The 15,801-nt window shown below is 55.6% G+C and carries 13 protein-coding genes; 6 read left to right on the plus strand and 7 right to left on the minus strand.

The genetic code is table 11. The features are described from left to right. Nucleotides 1-37: 37 nt before the first annotated feature. Both NST43_RS06465 and NST43_RS06470 read right to left on the minus strand, forming a co-directional pair. Entirely contained in the window at nt 38-1,543 is a 1,506-nt protein-coding gene (locus NST43_RS06465; protein ID WP_339223215.1) for an amidase, read from the minus strand. Between the two features lie 102 nt (nt 1,544-1,645). After that, nucleotides 1,646-2,227: a TIGR00730 family Rossman fold protein gene (locus NST43_RS06470; RefSeq protein ID WP_339223217.1), complete on the minus strand. Its 582-nt coding sequence runs from the start codon at nt 2,225-2,227 to the stop codon at nt 1,646-1,648. 581 nt (nt 2,228-2,808) lie between these two features. On the opposite strand from NST43_RS06470, the gene tyrS reads away from it, so the two are divergent. After that, nucleotides 2,809-4,068, plus strand: coding sequence for a tyrosine--tRNA ligase (tyrS, locus tag NST43_RS06475; protein ID WP_339225352.1), 1,260 nt, complete (start codon nt 2,809-2,811; stop codon nt 4,066-4,068). Nucleotides 4,069-4,772: 704 nt separating this feature from the next. Here tyrS and NST43_RS06480 read toward each other — a convergent pair. The 4 genes from NST43_RS06480 to NST43_RS06495 form a co-directional block, all read right to left on the minus strand. Then, the gene (locus tag NST43_RS06480) at nt 4,773-5,711 is read right to left on the minus strand and encodes an IS3 family transposase (RefSeq protein WP_339225308.1); all 939 of its coding nucleotides are present in this window, start codon (nt 5,709-5,711) and stop codon (nt 4,773-4,775) included. Beyond that, nucleotides 5,693-6,031 (minus strand): helix-turn-helix domain-containing protein, encoded by a 339-nt coding sequence (locus tag NST43_RS06485; protein ID WP_039310863.1) that lies wholly within the window; start codon nt 6,029-6,031, stop codon nt 5,693-5,695. The genes NST43_RS06480 and NST43_RS06485 overlap by 19 nt, the downstream gene beginning before the upstream one ends. A 354-nt stretch (nt 6,032-6,385) precedes the next feature. Next, complete coding sequence (locus NST43_RS06490; protein ID WP_339223218.1) at nt 6,386-6,886, minus strand: YfbM family protein; 501 nt, start codon at nt 6,884-6,886, stop codon at nt 6,386-6,388. Nucleotides 6,887-6,916: 30 nt separating this feature from the next. Further along, nucleotides 6,917-7,102 carry a hypothetical protein gene (locus NST43_RS06495; RefSeq protein ID WP_339223219.1) on the minus strand — a complete coding sequence of 62 codons (186 nt, stop codon included), beginning with the start codon at nt 7,100-7,102 and terminating at the stop codon, nt 6,917-6,919. Nucleotides 7,103-7,323: 221 nt separating this feature from the next. Here NST43_RS06495 and NST43_RS06500 point away from each other — a divergent pair, with 221 nt between their 5' ends. Both NST43_RS06500 and NST43_RS06505 read left to right on the plus strand, forming a co-directional pair. After that, nucleotides 7,324-8,355, plus strand: a complete 1,032-nt coding sequence (locus NST43_RS06500; protein ID WP_339223221.1) for an FIST N-terminal domain-containing protein — start codon at nt 7,324-7,326, stop codon at nt 8,353-8,355. Between the two features lie 116 nt (nt 8,356-8,471). Next, nucleotides 8,472-9,533, plus strand: a complete 1,062-nt coding sequence (locus NST43_RS06505) for a methyl-accepting chemotaxis protein (protein ID WP_339223223.1) — start codon at nt 8,472-8,474, stop codon at nt 9,531-9,533. Between the two features lie 276 nt (nt 9,534-9,809). Here the strand turns inward: NST43_RS06505 and NST43_RS06510 are convergent, their stop codons facing one another. After that, nucleotides 9,810-11,798 carry a beta-galactosidase gene (locus NST43_RS06510; RefSeq protein WP_339223225.1) on the minus strand — a complete coding sequence of 663 codons (1,989 nt, stop codon included), beginning with the start codon at nt 11,796-11,798 and terminating at the stop codon, nt 9,810-9,812. Between the two features lie 485 nt (nt 11,799-12,283). On the opposite strand from NST43_RS06510, the gene NST43_RS06515 reads away from it, so the two are divergent. Genes NST43_RS06515 through NST43_RS06525 form a run of 3 tightly spaced genes read left to right on the plus strand, consistent with a single transcriptional unit; the run spans nt 12,284 to nt 15,800 of the window. Then, a complete protein-coding gene (locus NST43_RS06515) occupies nt 12,284-13,255 on the plus strand; it encodes a sugar ABC transporter permease (protein ID WP_339223226.1) in 972 nt (323 codons plus the stop codon). Between the two features lie 16 nt (nt 13,256-13,271). Continuing rightward, on the plus strand, nt 13,272-14,156 hold the full coding sequence (locus NST43_RS06520) for a carbohydrate ABC transporter permease (RefSeq protein ID WP_339223228.1): 885 nt from the start codon (nt 13,272-13,274) through the stop codon (nt 14,154-14,156). A gap of 42 nt (nt 14,157-14,198) precedes the next feature. Further along, complete coding sequence (locus NST43_RS06525) at nt 14,199-15,800, plus strand: extracellular solute-binding protein (protein ID WP_339225353.1); 1,602 nt, start codon at nt 14,199-14,201, stop codon at nt 15,798-15,800. Nucleotide 15,801: the final 1 nt, after the last annotated feature.

Below are 15,801 nucleotides of genomic sequence, written 5' to 3' on the forward strand. Positions count from 1 at the left end.
CTTTGTGTCTAATTGTATTCAGGCAACGGAACAGGCTTCAAGCAAAGCCTGCATTCCCGCTCATCCCCACCCACAGCGGGGATTGCTCCAGACAAGCGGCGAGCTGGAGCAGCAGGTCCTCGCGCCCTTTGGAGGCCATGACCTGGACGCCGACCGGCATTCCTTCGGCCGTAAGATGCACCGGCACGCTCATGGCGGGCTGGCCGGTCAGGTTGGCAAGCTGGGTGAAGGGCGTGTACGTCAGGCTCGGCTCGAACATCTCGTAGATCATCCGCCGCTGCGCGTCCTTCGGCAGCCCGCTGATCTGCATCAGCTTCTCTGTCTCCGCCGTGGTCTGGGTCAGCTCTCCGACCTTCGGGGCGGAGTCTGCATTAGCCGGAGTAATATACAGATCGAAGCGGTCCATCAGCGCGGCCATTTGCGCAGCGGCTACATCCCATTCGTGCAGACTGTGCACGAATTCTGCCGCCGAGACCTGCTTCCCGGCTTCGGCCAGCACCCAGGTGACAATATCCACTTCCTCTGCCTTAATTGCACGGCCCATGGCGCTCTCCAGCGACAGGAACATGGCGGATACTTCTCCGGCGTTCATCGTATAGTAGTTGTCCATCAGCCGCACCCCGTTGACCGGGCTCAGCTTCTCTTCCACCTCATAGCCCTCGGACTCCAGCCACTTGACCGTCTTCCGCACGGCCTCTACCGCCTCAGCGGATACCGGTGTTCCCACCGGCGAAGCGGTGGTGAAGGCGATCCGCAGCTTCCGCTGCGCAGGCTTCAGCAGATCGTCCAGGTAGACGCCCGTATACAGCGGCGTCTGAAAAGCCGCTTCCGGCTGCACCACCTGCAGCAGATCCAGCATCGCGGCGCTATCCCGCACAGAGCGGGTCAGCGCAAAATCAATCGACGCGCCCTGCCACTGGCGGCCGATCCCCGGGCCGACCGGCGTACGCCCGCGCGTCGGCTTCAGCCCGAACAGGCCGGTGAACGAGGCCGGTATGCGGATGGAGCCGCCGCCGTCACTGGCTCCGGCGGCCGGGACGATCCCGGCGGCAACCGCTGCCGCCGCACCGCCGCTGGAGCCGCCGGGTGAACAGGCGGGGTTCCAGGGATTGCGGGCCGGGCCGTGGAGCAGGGGCTCGGTGATGTTTTTCAGCCCGAATTCCGGCGTATTCGTATGGCCCAGCGGGATGAAGCCGCCGCGCCGGATACGGGCCACATAGTTAGAGTCCCGCTTCGCTACATTGTCCTTCATCAGCAGAGCGCCCGAGGTCAGCGGTTCGCCGCCAATCGCCTGGGAGATATCCTTCAGCAGGAAGGGGACGCCGGCGAAGGGGCGGGTGAAGTCGTCCGGATCTACGGGCATTTCCATGGCCTCCTTCAGCGCGGCCTCCCGGCGGGTGCGTACCACCGCATTCAGCAGAGGATTCACCTCATCCATCCGGGCGTAGGCGGCTTCCACAAGCTCATGTGCTGACACCTCCCGTGCCTTAACTAGGGCGGCAAGCCCCAGCGCATCATAACCGGAATAAGCAGACAACGACATAGGTATAACCTCTTTCTGGCAGGAACAGGCAGGCTACTTAGGTCAGGCTATAGCTGCAGTCTCGCGCATAGTATATTGCGTTATAAGGAAGGCAGAGACTTTTCAAATGCGCTCATCTGTAAGATATTGCTTCACTGGAGGCGGGGTATACTCTGCGAACTGCTGCAAAATGCCCTCCGGCGTGGTAGCGTTCAGCATGATGGAATGATGCTTCTCCTGCATGAATTGTTCCCGGGCCATGTTGCTGAACAGGGTAATCAGCGGATCATAATAATGATTCACATTAAGCAGTCCGCAGGGCTTCTGATGCAGGCCGAGCTGAGCCCAGGTGAAGATCTCGAAATACTCCTCCATCGTGCCCGGGCCGCCCGGCATAGCAATGAATCCGTCCGCCAGCTCAGACATCTTAAGCTTCCGTTCGTGCATAGAGTCTACCATAATCAGCTCCGTCAGACGGGTGTGCTCGATTTCCCTTTGCTTCAGAAAATGCGGCAGCACCCCGATCACGCGGCCTCCCGCCTGCATCACGCTATCTGCAATAGCGCCCATCAAGCCTACAGTAGCTCCGCCATAGATCAGCGTAATGTTACGTGCGGCAAGCTCCTTGCCGAGTAGAATAGCGGATTCCTTGTATACGGGCGAAGCCCCTTCACTGGAACCGCAGAACACTGCGATACTCTTCATAAGCTGCTGACTCTCCTTTGTCTTAAGGTAATGTAATGTGCTTTGAAGAACGGTTGTTTCCTCTACCTAATGTATCACGGATTCAGGTGCATGTAACATTTTTCTCGCTGCCGGAGCAGGCGGTTTAATTGCGGTGGTGCTCTGCATTGACAACCTTTTGCGGAGCGGCTATACTTTCTGTAATCTTATAGTTGGTATACGTTGAACGAGCCAGTAGCAGCCTTGTCCCTGTTCCCAGAGAGCCGGGGGTCGATGGAACCCGGTACACACAAGCGGACTGCGAATTACGCCTCGGGAGTATCTTGGGTAATGCCAAGCGGAGCTAAGCGAACGATAACTCGCCTGAGAGTGGTACGGACCTGCCTGCGGTATTAGGTCTGTGCAATTTGGGTGGTAACACGGTTAATACTAATCGTCCCTGTGTCTGAATAGACAAGGGGCGATTTTTTGTTGTCTGTGCGGTTTGCTGGCTGGGTGCGTGGCGGGCTTAAGCTTCTGAGGCTGATGCGGTATAGCTGCGGTTTTTTTGACGGATATCAAGGGATATAGAACAATCACATACACAAAAGGGGCTGTACATGTTGAACATTATCGACGAGCTATTATGGCGCGATGCCATTAACCAGCAGACAGATGCGGACGGACTGCGTGAATTAACGAATACGAAGGCGGTATCGCTGTATTGCGGCGTGGACCCGACAGGCGACAGCATGCATATCGGCCACCTGATTCCGTTCATGATGCTGCGGCGCTTCCAGCTGGCCGGCCACCGTCCGGTCATTCTGATCGGGGGAGCTACGGGAACGATCGGCGATCCGAGCGGACGCCAGAGTGAGCGCTCTTTGCAGACGCTGGAGCAGGTGCAGGCGAATGTGGACGCCCTGACCGCCCAGATGAAGAAGCTGTTCCTTACTGACGGCGACAACCAGGTGCGGATGGTGAACAACTACGACTGGACCAAGGATATGAATGTTATCGAATTCCTGCGCGACATCGGCAAAAACTTCAGCATCAACACCATGCTCGCCAAGGATGTTGTCGCCAGCCGTCTGGACAGCGGGATCTCGTTCACCGAATTCTCCTACCAGATCCTGCAGTCTATGGACTACCTGCACCTGTTCCAGCACGAGGATGTGCAGCTGCAGATCGGCGGCTCGGACCAATGGGGAAATATTACCAGCGGCCTGGATCTGATCCGTAAAAAAGAAGGCAACGAAGCCAAAGCCTTCGGCCTGACCATTCCGCTTATGCTGAAGGCTGACGGGACGAAGTTCGGCAAATCCGCCGGCGGCGCCATCTGGCTCGATCCGAAGCAGACCACACCTTACGAGTTCTACCAGTTCTGGGCGAACACCGATGACCGGGATGTGGTCAAATACCTGAAGTACTTCACCTTCCTGAGCAAAGAGGAGATCGAAGCGCTGGAAGAAAAGGTAGCTACCGAGCCGCATAAACGCGAAGCGCAAAAAGCGCTGGCTGAGGAAATGACCCGGTTCGTACACAGCGAGGAGCTGCTGGAGCAGGCCAAGCGCATCAGCGCGGCGCTGTTCAGCGGCGATATCCGGTCGCTGACTGCCGACGAAATCGAGGAAGGCTTCAAGGAAATGCCGACCTTCACGGCGGGAACTGAGACCAAGAACATTGTAGACTGGCTGGTGGACCTGGGAGTGGAGCCGTCCAAGCGCCAGGCGCGTGAGGATATTACTAAGGGCGCAATCTCGATCAACGGGGAGCGTGTGAATGAGCTGGAGACGGAGATTACAGCTGCAGATGCCATCGGCGGCAAGTTCATCATCGTCCGCAAGGGCAAGAAGAATTACAGCCTGGTGAAGCTGGTCTAAGCGGAAGCTGCCGGGTGATGGATTGCGGAAGGCGAGTAGAGTGGGCTGGATGTTGAGCCAGGTGAGCTAGAATGAGAATGGTGTGAAGTAACTGAGTGATTTGGCTATCCCGCTGTCAGCAGTGACGGGGATAGCCTTTTTTGGTGGTCGCGGAAGGTGAGACGGTCTTCCGCCTTCTCCCCTGATCACCGTAGGCCGGAAGCGTAGCTGCATGGTGAGATTAGAGGGATAAATCCCTCTAATCTTGCCGGAAATACCCTGAATGAGGGAATCAAGTGTATAAATCCCTCTAATCTTGCCGGAAATACCTTGAATGAGGAAATCAAGTGTATAAATCCCTCTAATAGGCTGCCGGGTGGGAAGAGGGAGGCAAATGAGGGGCACAAGTGCCCTTGAATTTAGCGCAAACGGCCGAAATGAGCCATTCAGGAGCATTAGTGCACCCGAATTCGGCAAAAGTCAGCGGCGAGCGGAAATGAGGAGCATTAGTGCACTTGAATTCGGCGCAAACGGCCGAAATGAGCAAATCAGGAGCATTAGTGCACCCGAATTCGGCAAAAGTCAGCGGCGAGCGGAAATGAGGAGCATTAGTGCACTTGAATTCAGTGCAAACGGCCGAAATGAGCAAATCAGGAGCATTAGCGGTTCGGCCCCCTAATTATGGAGACATTCTGCTAAAAACTCGTGTTTTCGCAGGATCTTGTTTACAGCTTTATTTCTATCGGTTTTAGCTTGCCTGCTTTCCATGCGGCGTGGTATTGCTTGGGGCTCATGCGCTGCAAACTGCCATGAAAACGGCGCTCGTTGTAAAAATTAATATAAACTGCGACCGCTTCATAGGCTTCTTCAAACGTTTCAAAGTACCTTTTCGTGTACAAATCTCTCTCCAAAATACTGTGAAACGACTCAATGTAGGCGTTCATATTCGGCGTTTTTGGAGGAATCCGCTCATGCTCCAGAGGACGCTGCGTTTCCGCACACAGCTCGCCAAAGACGTCGCTTAGGAATTGCGGGCCGTTATCGGAACGGATCACCGGTGAGGGATCTCCAGGCTGTAAACGTCGGCCCAGCGCCTCCCTTAACGTGGCACAGACTTGCTTCGCTGTACAGCTCGCGCCCACGTGGTAGCCGACGATACAGCGGTCAAACACATCAATCATATCAAAGATAAAAAAGAAGCGGTCGTAGCCATGAATGTATCCATATTTAATGTCAATCTGCCAGAGTTGGTTGGGGCCGGTGACCACTCGATTTCGCGCTAAACGTCGAGGGTATTTTAGGTTCCTCACCGGCTTTTTCTGAAGCAATCCGAGCTTCTTGCACAGCCGGTACGCCTTCTTGTGGTTGAGGATTAAGCCCTGCTGGACCGATAGGGCATACGCCAGGTTCCGGTAGCCATAGCCGTTCTCCTCGCCCTCTACCAGCTCACTCAGCCACTCCTCGATCTGTAGGTCACTGACCCGCAGACCGCCGGTAGTGAGGGAATAGGCGGGGATCGGACGACCCGAAGTCACGACCGCATCCGGGGCACTCCAAAGCCCCAGGAAACGTTTTTTATGCGCATAATAGGTGGAAGGTTGAACCTCCACGATACGTAGAACCAGTGTAGCCGAATAACCCCGCTTTATCGCTTCGTCGGCCAGTTCGAGTTTGTCTTGTAAGCGGGGTTGGCTTTTTTTAAGAGTTCACGCAGCAGTTCGATTTCCAGATCCTTTTCACCCAATAACTTAATGGCCGTCTCCATCTTCGTCTCCAGATCTTGGACACGCTCCGCATCTTCAATCCGTTCTTGGACGGACGGAGTGGCCTCTTCTCCAAATCGTTCTTTGTAGAACTTCACCCAATTGGCAATGGTGCTGGGAGAGACGGAATACTTTCGGGCCAGGAAGGAAACCTTGGTTCCATTGATCGCTTCTTGGGCTACTTTGATCCGCTGTTCGTCATACAACTTGTTGCTTCTCATCGGCTCCACTCCCTCTTCTTAGTGTACCTCTTACATGTCAAGGTCTCCACTTTGATTAGGGGGCTTAAGAGTTAGTGCACCCGAATTCGGCAAAAGTCAGCGGCGAGCGGAAATGAGGAGCATTAGTGCACTTGAATTCGGCGCAAACGGCCGAAATGAGCAAATCAGGAGCATTAGTGCACCCGAATTCGGCAAAAGTCAGCGGCGAGCGGAAATGAGGAGCATTAGTGCACTTGAATTCAGTGCAAACGGCCGAAATGAGCAAATCAGGAGCACAAGTGCCCCTGAATTCAGCGCACGCACCTCTTCCACCCTACCCCAGTCCAGCCCGCCATCAGGCGGGCGAGTCAGGCTTCAAAACAAATAGAAAATAATGCCTTTATCAGCGGCCACAGTCTGGCTGTAGAACCGCTGGATCTCGGTGAAGAACTGGAGCAGGTAGGCAAAGAACGCATCCGCGTCATCGTCAGACACCGTATCAGGGTCCAGCGGGTAGACCTCCTCCTTGGCCATGGTCCGGAAATCATACCGCAGGCGCAGCTGCGCTTCATCCAGTCGGAAAATAGCGTCAAGCGCTTCGGCCACTTGTGCGGCACGCAGGCAGAATGCCCCGTATGCCCCAAACTCGATGCCTTGGTCTGAATGCAGCGGAACCACATATCCAAGTGGCGCAGGCCCGTCCGATATATCACCGCATAGCAGGTAGTGAATCGCCTCCCAGGTGCGGTCGATATCCAGCCCCGGGTATTTGTCTATGTTCAAGCTCCCAAGCTGGGTGCTGCCTGCTACAATCTGCTGTACCAGTTCATCTTCCATTGCAAAGTAATATCCGCGTATCGCCATTGTATCAGCCATCCTTCCATGGTTGGGTTAGAGCAGTTGTACTTAATCCTCAAGCAGTGCAAGCTTGTCTTCGAGTTCAGTAATCTTAAGCCGGATGGCTTCTGCCCGGGGCTCGTCCTGCGCCTTCACAGCAACTGCTAATTCATCGGCGGCTATGCCGAGCTGATACTCCAGGTACGTGTAGTCTGATGCGGCGGCAGGGTGGGTGGAGCGTTGGGAATAGGTCATATGCCGAAGCCTCTTTTCTGTGATCTGTGATATATTCATGATACAGGGTTTGCAGGAAGGGCTCAACCTCGTTCCAGGGAAACTCGGCACAGGCTGCGACATTGTTCACAGACAATGAACCCGGTTCTGGATTTACCATGAGTAGTATTGAAAATTATAGCTTAATTTTTCAGTAACAGTATGCGGGAGAATTTTCCGCAAAGGAAGGTTTGGTATACATAATGATTGCTGTATCTTTTAACACCTTGGATGAGGCCAGGCGCTATCTGGAGGAGCTGAACGTGAACCGTGGGCTGGTGCTGTTCGCTGCGGCTGCGGCTGTGCGGGAATTATCCCGTCATGCGCCTTCGCGGGCTGTATTGTGCTCAACCAAGGGGGAATATACTCCGCAGGGCTACCGCAGCGGCGTAATTACTGGTTTTGAATACGAAGCCGGTATAGCAGATATTGTGGGCATTCTGCACCCTCCCGTGCTTAGCGCAAGTACGCTGGAGACTGCATACCGCAATGTCCAGGGCAACCCTAACGCATTTCTGATGCTGCTCTGTGACGGCACAGGCGGGATGGAAGAAATGCTGCTCTCCTCGCTGTATTTTATGGACCCGCAATTCAAGGTGGTTGGCGGCAGTGCGGCTGACGATGAGTGCGGCGAGACTTACCTCTTTATAGGAACCCGCCGGGTGCGGAACCTGGGGATTTATTTCAATATGCCTGCACGCACTGCCCTGGTCAAAGAGAATATATATGTCCCGGCCGGGAAGACGCTGCTGGTGACAGAAGCCGATGTGTTCGGCAGAAGGGTCTATTCCTTCAATGGCCGGCCTGCAGCCGGGGAATACGCGCGTGTCCTGGGCGTGCCGGAGAAGGAGCTGGCAGAGCATTTTCTGAGCAGCCCGCTGGGCAAAAGATACGAGGATGATCTGATCATAGCCTCCCCGAAGGTGGTTCATCCGGACGGCTCGGTCACCTTTTACAGCCAAATTATGTCTAGTACTTATGTGGAGCTGCTGAGTTCAGCTGATCCGCTGGCAGTGCTGGAGGAGACGCTGGGCGGCAGTCCGTTCAAGCCTTCGTTTGTCCTCAATATTAACTGTACGCTGCGGGACCAGCTGTTTTCACGGGACGGTCTTTGGGGAGCTTTTGACAAGAGGATGCTTGGGTTCTGCGGCAACACTACAGGCTTCATCAGCTATGGAGAGCAATATTATACTAAGCATGCCAATCAGACCATGATTCTGCTGCTGGTTGAATAAGGGAGAGTTGAAATCGGATGCAGTGGTTAAGCAAACTGCGCACAGCTTGGGGGAGAACCCCCTCTGCTGAAGGCGTTCAAAGTCACAGTAATACAAGCGGGTTAGCGGAGAGAGCCATGGCAGAGCGTGTGATCGCGGCTAAGGATACGGTCGCATCAACAGAAACGGTTATAGCAGAGGGAAAAGTCGCAGTAGAGGATGCAGGCGCTAACGCACCTGTACCTCACAGCGGTAACGATAGCGGAGAGCCGTCTGCACATACTTCAGGCACGGTGTCTTATGGGGAACACGCTTATGCCTTGGCGGAGCAGATCCGCCTTGAGACCGGAGCTATCCTGAAGGAAGAGGCCCAACTGGTGGAGGAGTTTGAGGCCTTGCGGGCAGGCGGCGGGGAGATGATCAGCCAAATCGCCGGAACCCAGCAGCTGCTGGAGCATTTGAAAACTAACAACAGACAGACTGAAGATCTGATTAATGAAATGTACGGCAGCTTGTCCTACTCTTCCAACAAAATCGAATTTGCCAAGGAAGCCAATATCCAGATTTCTGCGGAAATGCAGAAGGCCTCGGCGGTATTCACTGAGTTCGTTGCTTTGAATGAGGATCTGCTGGAGCATTTCCACAGCATTGAGCAGCTGGCCAAGATCATCACGGATATTGCCGAGCAGACGAATCTGCTCTCGCTGAATGCGGCGATTGAGGCGGCGCGGGCCGGTGAGCATGGACGCGGCTTCGCCGTTGTCTCCACGGAGATCCGTAAGCTTGCTGACGGCACCCGCAGCCATGTGAAGGAGATCATGGGTTCACTCTCAGGAATGACCCGTGTCATGGAGCAGATCCATAGCAAGTCCGGGGATGGAACGCTCGCGATGAACGAGACCACGGCGAAGATCGGCGAATCTACTATATATATGAATGAGATTGTAGTCGCTGAAGAGCAGGTCTTCGAGCATCTGGAGAAAATTCAGGAGTCCCAGGACAGCAGCATGGAGGACGTCGAGCAGATCAACGGTGACCTGCTGCGCATTTTGGAGAAATCAGGCCAGGACTCAGACCAGTTCCGTAAGCTGGTTCTTACCGTCCAGAAGAAGGCCGACCATTACCAGCAGCTGCTGAATCATTTGCATCAGATCGGGCTGCTCCAGCAGGCGGAAGAAGCAGAGAAGACTAACGTATAAGCAGATATATTAAAAGGAAAACACCCGGCGGCGGGAGATGCTGCCGGGTGTTTTTGTGTTGTGACCGGCAACCGCGCTCTGCCAAAACAGTAATTGGATAAACAGCACTTAAATGAACGCATTTCCCCCAAGCTGGCCTAAACGACCAAAATTAGTTGTTGTTAATCCACTTGCTTCCGGAAATCCCTTGGAAACCAGAATAGTAAGCTGCGTTTTTCCACTTGTGTGCTGGGAGACAGCGTTCTCCGCCATCTGCAGGAGGATTATGATTCACTACTACAGGGCGATCAGCCTGTATTCATAAGCGCCAATGGACAGTGGACCGGCGGGCACAGCAGCGCCGGTCAACACATCCTGCCCGCTGCGCGGCAGGGTGACGCTGCCGCCAAGCCCGTCCATGTTGACGAGCGTCCACAGGTCTCCGGAAGCGCCGCGTCTCGGGCAGAGGATGGTGCCCGGCGTGACATCGCTGCGCAGGGTGACCCCGGCCCGGGCGGCGTAATGCTCAATCAGCGCGCATAGCTGCTTGTCGCCCTCGCCGCCGGAGGGCAGAGAGCCGAGCATGACGATGGCTCCCCGGCCATAGGGCTGCTCGGTCAGGTAGGCCAAGCCCGGCGTCCGGCCTTCCTTGATAACGCCGATCACGGAAGCCCCGCCCGGCAGCGGCTCGAATACCGCGCTCCACAGGGATAGCGGTGCGGAGCAGCCGAAGGCCTCCCCGATGGTGCCTGTTCCCTCCATCGGGTAGACGAAGGTGGTATTCACTCCGGCGAAGCGCTCCAGTTCCCCCAGCGCAGCATCTGTATGGAGGGTATGCTCGGCGGTACGCCCTCCGCTAAGCGGGCCGACGATCCAGATGCCGCCGGCTTCAGCGAAGGCGAGCGCCTTCTGCATATATTCCGGCGACAGATAATGGACAAAAGGCGTGAACAGCAGCTTATAGCCGCTTAAATCGCCGCCTTCCGGCAGCAGGTCACGGTGAACCCCCTGATCGAGAATCCGTCTGTAAAAGTCCCCCAGCAGGGAACGGTAGTTCAGCTGCCGGTGGGGCTCCGTGGCCAGAAACGCCTTGGCCCGGTCCGAATAAGTAATCGCCACCTCGGCCTTGAGCGGCCGGGTATTCAGCATGTGCGGCTCGATCCGCAGCCTGGCGGCGGAAGCCTTGCGCACATTGTCATACCCGAGCGCAGGCTGGCCCCAGGCGCTGATAATCGAGCTGTGCGTCTGTTCGCTGCCCGTGCGCTGCTGCCGCCACAGCCAGTAGCAGAAGGCGCCTGCCCCTAGCGCGTAGGCGGCCACGGCTTCGGCGGTGAGATAGCCATCCGGGTGCGGCTCGCCATAGCTTGTGAGCGAAGCGGCATAGGCCGGGCCGGTCTCCATCAGCCAGAAATCCCGCCCGGGCTTGAACCCGCGCCACAGATCACAGTTCAGCAGATAGGCGTGCCTGTTAGCCTGGGAAGCATAGGTATCGAACGAAGCGAAATCAAGCGTAGCGAACAGCTGCTCATTGTCCAGATGAAAAGGGACATTGCTGTTGTGCGTGATCGGAGCCGCCGAATAGCGGCGGATGATCGCCGCCTGTTCCCCTGCAAACTCTGTGACCTTCTCCATCTGGAACAACCGGTGCTGGGTGACGAGCGATGAATTATGCAGGAAAGGCGTAGCCACCGGCTGCGGCACCTGATCGAACCGCTGGTAGGTGTGGCTCCACACGCCGGTTCCCCACGCCGCATTCAGCTCAAGGATGCTGCCGTAACGGTGCTCCAGCCACTCATGCCACAAGGAGCGGCAGGACCCGCACATGCATTCCGCCACATGTGCCTTCAGCTCGTTGTCGAGCTGCCAGGCGACTAGGCCGGGGAGCGGCCCCAGCACCCGGGCCAGCTCTTCCGTGATCAGCGCGGCCCGCTGCCGGAAATAAGGGTTATTCGTGCAGACATGCTGTCTGGACCCGTGGCTCATCACTGCCCCGTCTGCCCGGACGAACAGGCGCTCCGGGTGCCCGTGAGTGAGCCAGATTGGCGGGGTCGCGGTGGGCGTACACATAACTGTGTCGATGCCATGGGCATGGAGCTGCCGGATATGCTCAGCGAACGGCCGGACATCGATGGAGTCTTCCTCCGGCTCCAGCAGCGACCAGATGAACTCGCCCATGCGTACCAGATTAATGCCGGTCTCCTGCATGAGCTGAAGATCCTGCTGCCGCTCAGCTTCTCCCCACAGCTCCGGGTACCACGCGGCACCGTAATATAGCTTTTGCTGCATTTCTTTTGACCTCCTGGAAAAAGCCCCACACAGGCTCTGTATGATCTTATCTTTCTATTCCCCATCCCTAAGCTATATAGTTTGAACTTGAAAACATAAATTTTGGGAGGAGTGGCGGAAGGGAATTTTGGAGCTGGAGGAGCGGTAGCGTCCGCTTTGTCTGCGGATTTCTACCGCGAACAGCGGTCTAATCAAAGAAATCTGCAGACAACAGCGGCCGGAAGCCCAAAACTTCTCTGGAGTCACGACTCTCCCAAAAATGGAATTATTAATTCAATCTATATAGTGTCCGCCCCCCACATGCAATAGTAAAGTTTTGCCGGTTTTGGACTTTATTGCGGAAGCGGTGCAGAAGCCGTACAAAGCGCTGTCCAAAAAGTCCGATTGCCGGAAAAACACCCGCCAACCATAATAGAAAGCGCAGCCACGGCAATGTAGTGAAGTGTAGTAGCGGAGGCTGCTTATCCATACGGAGGTGAATGTAAATGAAGCAAGGAGCGGCATTGGGGGCAGCAGAGGTAAGCGCAGGTACAAGCTTCCGCCGCAGCAGGCGGGAGCAGCGCTTCAGACGTCTGAAGCGGGACAAATGGCTCTATATTCTGCTCAGCCCCGGACTCCTGTATTTCCTGCTGTTCAAATATGTGCCGATGTGGGGAGTGCTGCTCGCGTTTAAGGATTATCAGCCTTTTCTGGGCTTTTGGAAGAGCAGCTGGGTCGGCCTGGAGCATTTCCGCACGTTTTTTCAGAATCCTGATTTCTTCATGCTGCTGCGCAATACGCTGGTGCTGTCGCTGTATAATCTGGTGTTCTTTTTCCCGGCACCGATCATCCTGGCGCTGCTGCTGAATGAAGTCCGTCTCTCCTTCTACAAAAGGACGGTTCAGACGCTGATCTATGTCCCCCACTTCATCTCTATGGTCATCGTCGCCAGTATCTCCTACGTGTTCCTTACAACACAGGGCGGTGCGGTCAATGAATTCCTCTACACGGTTACCGGGCGCAAAATTGATTTCCTCGCCAATCCCGACTGGTTCCGCCCGATGATTATTCTGCAGACCATCTGGAAGGAATGCGGCTGGGGGACGATTATTTTCCTCGCTGCTCTGGCCGGTGTCGATGTGGAGCAGTATGAAGCAGCCGTGGTGGACGGGGCCAGCCGCTGGCGCCAGACCTGGCATATTACGCTGCCCGCAATCCGCAGCACGATTGTCATTCTGCTGATTCTGCGGATGGGCACGATTCTGGATAACGGCTTCGAGCAGATCTATCTGATGATGAATGCGCTGAACCGCGAGGTGGCCGAGGTGTTCGATACCTATGTGTATGCGCTGGGGATTACGCAGGGGGCATTCAGCTATAGCACCGCCGTCGGCCTGTTCAAATCAGTGATCGGGGTCGTGCTGGTGCTCGGCACCAACTGGCTCGCCAAGAAGTCGGGCGAATCTGGATTATATTGAAAAGGAGGCCAAGAGTGTGGCTAAACGTTACCGGAACGCCGGAGAGATTACCTTTGACGTGTTTAATTACGTGGTGCTGGGCATCATCGGGATCGCGGCAATCCTGCCGTTCCTGTTTGTAGTCGCCGGTTCCTTCGCCACCGAGGCGGAAATTACGAAGCGCGCTGTCTTTCTGATTCCGACGACTATCTCGCTGGACGCGTACCGGTTTATTTTCTCCACGGATACCATTGTCCGCAGCATCGGGGTGTCGCTGTATGTGACGGTGATCGGGACGGCAGTCAATTTGTTCTTCACAGTCACGATGGCGTATCCGATGGCGAAGCGGTACCTGATGGGCCGCAATCTGATCCTCAATCTGGTCATCTTCACCATGCTGTTCGGGGGCGGGATGATTCCCACCTATCTGGTGATCCGCGAGCTGCATCTGCTCGATACGCTGAATGCCTTAATTCTTCCGGGGGCGATCAGCGCCTTCAATCTGATTATCGTCAAGAACTTCTTCCAGGAGCTTCCGGCTGAGATGGAGGAGGCAGCCCGCATCGACGGCTGTACCGAGCTGGGGCTGCTGTGGAGGATCGTGCTGCCGCTGTCGAAGCCTGTGCTGGCAACGTTCACCCTTTTTTATGCGGTCGGACACTGGAATAACTTCTTCTCGGCGCTGCTCTACATCAATGATCCGTCCAAGTGGCCGCTGCAGGTGATGCTGCGCCAGATCGTCATGCTGTCACAGTCGGCAGCGGGGGACCTTAGCTCGATGGACCCTAATTTCGTGCAGCCGCCTGAGCAGTCGATCAAAATGGCCGTAATCGTAGTCGGCACCCTGCCGATTATGTGCGTCTATCCGTTTCTGCAGAAGCATTTTGCCAAAGGGGTGATGCTGGGTTCAGTCAAAGGGTAAGCGGTTAGTCAACATATAAATGGAGGCCAAGTGATGAAGAAGATGAAGCGGAGCAGAGGTTCACGGTCTGCGAAAAAAGGGTTGTTCATGCTGCTGGCTATGATGATGATGCTAAGTGTATTGTCCGGCTGCGGCGGCAATGGGGAGAATGCGGGAGCGGGACAGAAGGAGCCTGCCGGGGACAACGGGAAGGCAGACAGTACAGCTAAGGGGGAGAAGCCGCTTGAGCTGACGTTGATGCTGCCGATTTTCAAAACCAATTATCCGAAGGACGGCAGTCCGGTGGCCGCCAAGCTGGAGGAGCTGACGAATACCAAAATCCACTTCGAATGGGTGCCGAATGCATCCTATGCCGACAAATTCAATATTACGCTGGCTTCCGGCAAGCTGCCTGATATTATGTATGTAGGTGATGTGAAGGCATCCAGCTTCGTCAATGCGGCCAGATCCGGCGCTTTCTGGGAGGTGGGTCCGTATCTCAAGGATTATCCGAATCTCAGCGGGGCGAAGGAGGTCATTCTGAATAACTCGGCCATCGACGGCAAGAATTACGGGATCTACAGGGGGCGGGCGCTGGGACGTAACGGCGTGGTGTTCCGCAAGGACTGGATGGAGAAGCTGGGGCTTGAGAACCCGAAGACCGTGGATGAGTTCTATTCGATGCTGCAAGCGTTCAAGGAGCAGGACCCGGACGGCAACGGTCAGGCGGATACTTACGGCATGGTGCTGGTCAAGTGGACCGGCCAGTGGGCCAGCGGCTTCGATACGATGAAGCTGTGGTTCGGTTCCCCGAACAAGTGGGGCGTGCAGGAGGGGAAGCTGGTACCTGAGCATGAATATCCCGGTTATTTGGAAGCGCTTAAATTTATGAAAAAGCTGTACGACGAGCAGCTGATCAACGCCGACTTCGCAGTGATGGACAGCTCCAAATGGAATGATCCGGTCGTCAACAACAAGGCCGGTGTCATTGTCGATGTGGTCGATAACGCGGCACGGCTGGATGACAAGATTCATGCCGCTCTGCAAAAGGAAGGCAAAGACGAGCCGGAACGCCATTATATGGATGTTATCGGCGGTGTGAGCGGAGCGGACGGCGCGCTGCATACCCTCCCGACCTCCGGCTTCTCCGGCATGCTGGCGATTCCGAAGTCTTCGGTCAAAACCGAGGAGGAGCTGAAGCAGGTGCTGGCCTTCCTGGACCGGCTGAATGATGAGGATCTGCAGACGATGCTGAATTACGGTCTTGAAGGGGTGCATTACAAGCTGGTGGACGGATATATCGAACGCTCCAGCGATACCGTTCTGCTGGAATCGGAAGTGGAAGGCCTGAACCAGATGCTGCCGTTTATCCCTGAGGACAAGGCGAAGCAGGTGAAGCAGACGCCGCTGCGGCTGAAGCAAACTGATGTACAGAAGACGAATGAAGCGACGATTGTGACCAATCCGGCGGAGGCACTGATCTCGGCAGTCTATACGCAAAAAGGCTCGCAGCTGGATAACGTAATCAACGATGCGCGTATCAAATTTATTGTCGGCCAGATGGATGAGGCCGGGTTGAAGTCCGCTTTTGAGGTATGGCGGAAGACTGGCGGGGATGAGCTGGTGAAGGAAATGAATGAATTGTACGCCTCAGGCGGCAAGTAAA

This window comes from Paenibacillus sp. FSL H8-0332, assembly GCF_037963835.1.
In the GTDB taxonomy this organism is placed as follows: Bacteria; Bacillota; Bacilli; order Paenibacillales; family Paenibacillaceae; genus Paenibacillus_AQ; species Paenibacillus_AQ rhizoplanae.